The organism is Actinomadura sp. HBU206391, from assembly GCF_014323665.1.
Lineage (GTDB): Bacteria > Actinomycetota > Actinomycetes > Streptosporangiales > Streptosporangiaceae > Actinomadura_C.
On record NZ_JABVEB010000405.1, the window covers coordinates 1 to 3751 of the forward strand.

The following is a 3751-nucleotide window of genomic DNA, read 5'->3' on the forward strand; positions in this document are numbered from 1 at the left end:
CCTCTTCGGCTCGGCCGGCGGCGCGATCCCGCTCCCGCCGTGCGGTCCGCAGCCCCTCCATGGCGGCGTCGCGGCGTTCGAGCACCTCGTCCAGCCGGCGCCGGAGTCGCTCGGCCTCGTCGGCGAGGTCGGCATGGGCCCGTTCGGCCACGTCGGCCTCCGACTCCCGCGCGGCGAGCACGTCGGCGGCCTCGCGCGCCTCGGCGGCCGCCGCCCGGGCCCGCGCGGCGAGCCGTTCGCGTGCCGCCGTCTCGGCCCGCTCTCTGTCAGCCTCGACCCCGGTCCGGTCCGCCTCGGTCCGGTCCGCCTCGGTCCGGTCCCTCTCGGTCCGGTGCTTCGCGGGGGCGGCTCGTCGCCGCTCCCCGACGGGCCGTTCGGGCGGTTCGGGCCGCTCGTCCTGCACGCCAGGTCGCCCGGCCGGCCTGGCCGGCACCCCCGCCGGAACGAAGCCGACATGGCTGCGCGGCTGAGTCAGCCGCCCCGACCGCACTTCGTCGGCCACCTCCGGATCCATCGTGGCGGCGTGCAGGGTGTCCTCCACCTCCCGGACGGCGGACTCGCGGAGCGGCCGCCCCGCCTGCCTGGCGAGCGCCCGTGCGGTACGGCCGAGCAGGTCTATCACCTCGCCACGCCGCTGATCCAGCCCGCCGACATGCCTGCCCTCCGCCCATGCCGCACGCAGATCCGCGCCAACGTCGGAAAGCCACCCGAGCTCGTCCGGTGCCGAGCGGGCCAACTGGTTGATCGCCCAGGCCGACGCGGTCGGACGCCGCAGCGCGCCGATCCGTTTGGCCAGGTCACGGTCCCCGGCCTTCTTGGCCTCGGCGGCCAGCCGCTTGCGCGTCTCGACGAACTCCTCAGGTGCGGCCCCATAGAGCTCGTTCGCCACCGCCGACAGGTCCACATTGGGTTTTTACCCGATCCGGAACGAATGGCCGCACGGCATCAGTGGCCGAATTCGGTATTGCGCCTCCGCGGAGGAACGCGCAATTGTCCCGAGGTGGAAAGGCAGATCAGCAACGTCGAGGCCGACGAAGGCGGCGCCGAACCCGAACACCGGCCTCCGCCGCCCGCGACCGGAGGGCGAACCGAGTGGTCGGCCCTGCCGGCCGCGGTGCGTCACCTGGTCGAACACCGGCTCGGCGGCCAGGTCATCGAGGCCGTCACGCAGCCGGGCGGCTTCTCGCCCGGTGGGGCGCGGCGGCGGAGGGCGAGGCCCTCGTCCACGCCGACCTGCGCGCGGACAACCTCCTGCTCACGCCCGACCGGGTCGTGGTCGTCGACTGGCCATGGGCGTGCGTCGCCGCGCCCTGGTTCGACCTGCTGTCGATGCTGCCGAGCGTACGTCTGCAGGGAGGCCCGCCTCCCGAAGCGCTCTTCGAGGACCATCCGGTGGCCCGTGGCGCCGACCGGCACGACGTGACCACGGCGCTGGCCGCGCTCACCGGCTTCTTCGTGTGGAACGCCCGGCAACCCGCGCCGCCCGGTCTGCCCGCACTGCGCGCCTTCCAGGCCGCCCACGGCGAGATCGCCCTGGAGTGGCTGCGCATGCGCACCGGCTGGGAGTAGGAAGGTCCAGGCGGGCCGTGGGCGCTCGTCAGTCGTCGTACTCGGTCTTGCCCAGGCGCCAGTAGCCGGAGAAGCAGACGTCCGCGCGGTCGATGCCGCGTTCGTTCACCAGATGCCGGCGCAGCGCCTTGACCATCGCGGACTCCCCCGCGATCCACGCGTACGGCCGGCCGGGCGGCAATGTCGCATCGCGCACGCTCTCGACCAGCAGAGCGCTGCGGCCCGCGGGAACGCCGTCACGGTGCAGCCACTCGACCCGGACGTCGCCGTCGGTCTCGAAGGGCTGCTCCTCCGCGGCGTCGGCGATCTCGACGAACACCCGGGCGCTCGAACCGGCGGGAAGGCTCTCGACGATGGCGGCCATGGCGGGCAGCGCCGTCTCGTCGCCCGCGATGAGGCGCCAGCCGGCCGCCTCCGGCGGGTCGTACATCGCACCGGGTCCCCACACGCCGACGAGGTCGCCGGGCTCGGCGCGCGCGGCCCATCGGGAGCCCGGGGCCGTGTCACCGTGCAGGACGAAGTCGATATCGATCTCGCCGGTCGCGGGACGGTGCCGACGCACTGTGTAGGTGCGGAAGACGGCGCGCACGGCGCCCGGGTCCGCACTCCACGTGCGCCACCAGTCGTCGCCGGTCGGATAGACGGGCCTGCGATCGCCGGGCAGCGGGAAAAAGAGCTTCACCCAGTGGTCCAGCCCGGTGTCCGCGAAACCCTCCAGGCCGCTCAGCGTGATGCGGACCGTCTGCGGCGTGATCCGCGCGGTGCGGGTGACCTGCGCCATGAAGTGCTTGTACGGGGAGCTCACTCCGCCTCCGGATGCCGCTTGTCGCACGATGATCCGGCGCATCTCACCGGTAACGCCCATTCGTACTCGATTAGGTTAGCCTTAGCTAATAACTTGCGCACCCAGGCGCAAAGACCACCGTCACGGGCCCGCCGCCAAGGCGACGAGCCCGCGGGCGGCGACGAGCGACCGACCGGAGGTATGAGGGGTGCGCACCGGCAGGGACGTCCTGAGCCATGCCATCACCGCCCAGTGGCGGCACGTCACCGCCGGCATGGTGATGGCCGCCGCGCACCAGACCGGAGAGGCCCTCGTCCCGGTCATCATCGGGGTCGTCATCGACCAGGCCGTCTCGGCCGGCGACACCGGTGCGCTGATCCGGTGGATCGTGCTCTTGGCGGTGGTCTTCGCGGGGCTGTCGTTCAGCTTCCGCTTCGGCGCCCGCGCCGCCGAACGCGCCGCCGAACAGGCCGCGCACGCACTGCGCATCGAGCTGACCGAACGGGTGCTCGACCCCCGGGGAGGGGCGGAGACGGGCCGGCTGCCGGGCGCGCTCGTGAGCATCGCGACCGGGGACGCCAAACGGGTCGGCGCGGTCAACATCGCCGTGACCGCCGGAGCCTCGGCGGCGGCCGGGCTGCTCGTCGGCGCCGCGGCGCTGCTGTGGGTCTCGGTGCCACTCGGCCTGCTGGTGCTGCTCGGCGCTCCCCCGCTGCTCTGGCTGACGCACCTGCTCGGCAAGCCGCTCGAGCGGCGCAGCGCCGACGAGCAGGAGCGCGCATCACACGCGTCGGGAGTCGCCGCCGATCTGGTCGCGGGCCTGCGGGTGCTCAAGGGCATCGGTGCCGAGTCGGCGGCGGTCGCGCGCTATCGGCGTACGAGCCGGGACTCGCTGGCCGCCACCCTGCGGGCGGCTCGCGCGGAGGCGTGGCACGACGGGTCGGTGCTCGCGCTGACCGGTGTGTTCATCGCCGTCGTCGCGCTCGTCGGTGGCCGCCTGGCGGCGGAGGGGACCATCAGTGTCGGAGAGCTGGTGGCGGCCGTGGGGCTGGCCCAGTTCCTGCTCACGCCGTTCTCCATCTTCACGTGGGTCAACGCCGAGTTCGCCCAGGGTCGCGCCTCGGCGGCGCGCGTCGCCTCGGTGCTGGCGTCGCCTCCCGCGGTGGCGCCCGGCACGAGCCAAGTCGCCGTACCGGTCCGCGGCAACGTCCGGCTGCGCGGCGTGGCGCACTCCGCGTTGCGCGAGGTGGACCTCGACGTCGCGCCCGGCGAGCTGATCGGGGTGGTGGCGACCGATCCCGCGGCCGCCGCCGCCCTGTTGCGGTGCCTCGGCCGCGACGTCGACCCGGCGTCGGGCTCGATCGAGCTCGACGGGGTGAGCCTCGCCGCGCTCGAGCC

At 73.9% G+C, this 3751-nt stretch carries 4 protein-coding genes; 2 read left to right on the forward strand and 2 right to left on the reverse strand.

The features are described 5' to 3' along the window. Positions 1 to 904 (reverse strand): hypothetical protein (locus HKK72_RS37320; RefSeq protein WP_187239109.1); only part of this gene is annotated, 904 nt, incomplete at its 3' end. A 44-nt stretch (positions 905 to 948) separates the two neighbouring features. On the opposite strand from HKK72_RS37320, the gene HKK72_RS37325 reads away from it, so the two are divergent. Then, positions 949 to 1569 carry a phosphotransferase family protein gene (locus HKK72_RS37325; RefSeq protein ID WP_410050384.1) on the forward strand — a complete coding sequence of 207 codons (621 nt, stop codon included), beginning with the start codon at positions 949 to 951 and terminating at the stop codon, positions 1567 to 1569. Between the two features lie 28 nt (positions 1570 to 1597). On the opposite strand, the gene HKK72_RS37330 is transcribed toward HKK72_RS37325, so the two are convergent. Next, positions 1598 to 2374, reverse strand: a complete 777-nt coding sequence (locus tag HKK72_RS37330; protein WP_315987636.1) for a siderophore-interacting protein — start codon at positions 2372 to 2374, stop codon at positions 1598 to 1600. A gap of 187 nt (positions 2375 to 2561) precedes the next feature. Between HKK72_RS37330 and HKK72_RS37335 the strand changes: the two genes are divergently transcribed. After that, a partial coding sequence (locus tag HKK72_RS37335) for an ABC transporter ATP-binding protein (RefSeq protein WP_315987637.1) occupies positions 2562 to 3751 on the forward strand: 1190 nt, incomplete at its 3' end.